This is a genomic window from Arthrobacter sp. Hiyo1, assembly GCF_001263615.2.
Lineage (GTDB): Bacteria > Actinomycetota > Actinomycetes > Actinomycetales > Micrococcaceae > Arthrobacter.
Map to the genome: position 1 here is coordinate 115,094 of NZ_DF952471.1, position 2,287 is coordinate 117,380.

Here is a 2,287-nt window from a genome sequence, read left to right on the forward strand (position 1 = left end):
CCGCAACGCCCGCAGGTGCCATCAAAGCCTGCACAGCCGCCGATGGCTGCGGCCGGGTGCTCGCAAGGGCGCGCAGTTCCAGCAGCTCGGTCCGGATCTCGTACGCTTCGTCGAGCCCGGCTTCAGCAAGCAGGCGGTCAACGCCTTGCTCGCCGAAGGATGCGGATTTTTCGCTCATGATGTGCCATTCCTTAGTAGTGCACGTTCTCTCAGTGCACTCAATGCCCTGCGCTGCAACTGCTTCACGGCTCCTTGGGACTTGCCCATGATGTCCGCTGTTTCTTCCAACGAAAGGTCCGCCACGACCCGTAGTGCCAGGACCTCCCGGTAGTCGGGATTGAGGTCCGCCAGTAGCTCGGTTACACCCAGGCCTGCGCCATGCCCGAATGCCTGGTCCTCGGCCGAAGGCGCGCGCCGCGAATCCAGATCGGATTCATAGGGCGCGGAATCAGGGGTGCGTTCCCGCTTCCGGTAGTGATCCACCATTCGCGCGTGCGCTATGGAGAAGAGGAGGGTCTTGGCTCCCTGGAGACCTCCGCGGAGGGAATCCAGTTTGGGATAGAGGGCCAGGAACACGTCCTGGGTAACTGCTTCCGGATCGTCTACGCCGCGGGCTCGCAGGTATCCAAACACCGGTCCGGAAAATTCGTTGTAGGCAGCCGTGAAGAGCAGGGCGGGATCTTCCTCGTCCGCCTGCAAATATTCGTCAGCCAAAGGGTCAAGCACCCGCGACCCCTCCATCCCACGCAGCACGGTCATCGTCCCTGGCCTAGGAAATGACCACTGCCGCCGTCTGTTGCGTCGCGGGGCTCCTTGTCATTTAGCCAAGGAGCCCCGCCGTTCAAGCGTAGCCGCAGTGTTACGGGCTGACAGAATCGGACGGCACGTGCACCGGTGCGGTCGGCACGTGGGACGGCACAGCCGGGACGGCCGGTACAGCAGGAACGGCCGGTGCAGACGGCACGGCGGGAACAGCCGGTACGGCCGGCACTGCGGCGTTTCCATCGGCGTCGGCCTTGGCGGAAGCAGATCCGTCAGCGTTCAGGCCGGCGGCTTTGCCTTCGCTCACGACGGTGGCGCAGTGTGCGTTGACGTTGGCCTCGCCGCCAGCGGCGACTACCAGTGAGGAGTAACCGGGTACCTTGGCGTCAGCCTTCAGGCCGCCGTTGAGGAGGGCGGTGCAGAGGCCGAATGCCTCAGGCGAGGTGGCTTTGGCTGAAGCGGCTGCCGCTGCGGCCTTGGACTTTGCGTCGTCGACGGCGTCCGTGGCCTTGGACTTGGCATCGGCAGCGGCGTCAGTTGCCTTGGACGTTGCCGTCTGGGACGCGTCGGCAGTCTTGGACAGCGCGGACTCGGCTGCTTTGGACGCTACCGGAGCCGGGGCGCCGAGCAGCTCGTGGGCGCTCTTCTGCAGATCGTTGGGAAGTGCTCCGTTGAAGGCTGCGACGCCGGTTCCGCCAACCGCTACAGCTCCGGCAGCGAGGACGCCGGCGGCGATTTTGCTAGTGGCAAGGACAGTGAACAAGGACATGAAACCCTCCGACAAACGTTTTGGGACTACTCCGGCAGCGGCTTTGTCGCTACTGGATGATCAGTGCGGACGTTGCCCACACTCCCCCTACATCGCTGGCGGTCCCGGCGAAGTTACGCCCGATCCAAAAAACTTTCAGGCGAGTGTCCGGGCCTGCTCAATCAGCTTGAGTACCTCGACTGGCCCGGCCGGATCCACGGGGAGCGGCAAAGCGGAGGCGGCACCGCCGTCGGCGATCTTCTCCGCAAGGATCCGGTAGAACTCCTGGTAGGCGCCGCGCTCGGTGGGTACCGTGGTCCGCACGCCGTCGATTTCCAGGGTGCCGTAGTGGTGCGGATCGTCGACGCCGTAGGCGCCATCCGTGGGCCGGCCGCCCGCCACGATGAACGGTTCCTGGGGGTCGATTCCGAACTTCACGAATCCACCCTTGCTCCCCAGGATGCGGAAGCGCGGTGCGTGAAGCTGGCTGTTGACGTTCATGGCGACGTGGCTGAGCACTCCGGAAGCGTGTTGAAGGACCAGGAAGACGTCGTCGTCGGCTTTCTCCCGGGGCCTTCGGGCAAGGATTTCGGCATGGATGACTTCGGCGGGACCGAACATCTGGAGGGCAAGGTCAAGCAGGTGGGTTCCCAGGTCGAAGAGCAGCCCACCGCCGTCGTCGGCCGTGGCGCCGGCCTTCCACGCCTTGCTGATTTCGGGCGCCCACCGTTCCATTGACGCCTCGCAGCGCATCACGTCGCCCAGCGTCCCGGCGTC

3 protein-coding genes are annotated in these 2,287 nt (G+C 64.8%); all 3 read right to left on the reverse strand.

Translation table 11 applies throughout. The features are described 5' to 3' along the window. Positions 1 to 174: 174 nt before the first annotated feature. Positions 175 to 726, reverse strand: a complete 552-nt coding sequence (locus AHiyo1_RS12070) for an RNA polymerase sigma factor (protein ID WP_059388725.1) — start codon at positions 724 to 726, stop codon at positions 175 to 177. 133 nt (positions 727 to 859) lie between these two features. Beyond that, positions 860 to 1,531 (reverse strand): hypothetical protein, encoded by a 672-nt coding sequence (locus AHiyo1_RS12075; protein WP_059388726.1) that lies wholly within the window; start codon positions 1,529 to 1,531, stop codon positions 860 to 862. Between the two features lie 135 nt (positions 1,532 to 1,666). Next, on the reverse strand, positions 1,667 to 2,287 hold a 621-nt coding region (locus AHiyo1_RS12080), incomplete at its 5' end, for a Gfo/Idh/MocA family protein (protein WP_253257300.1).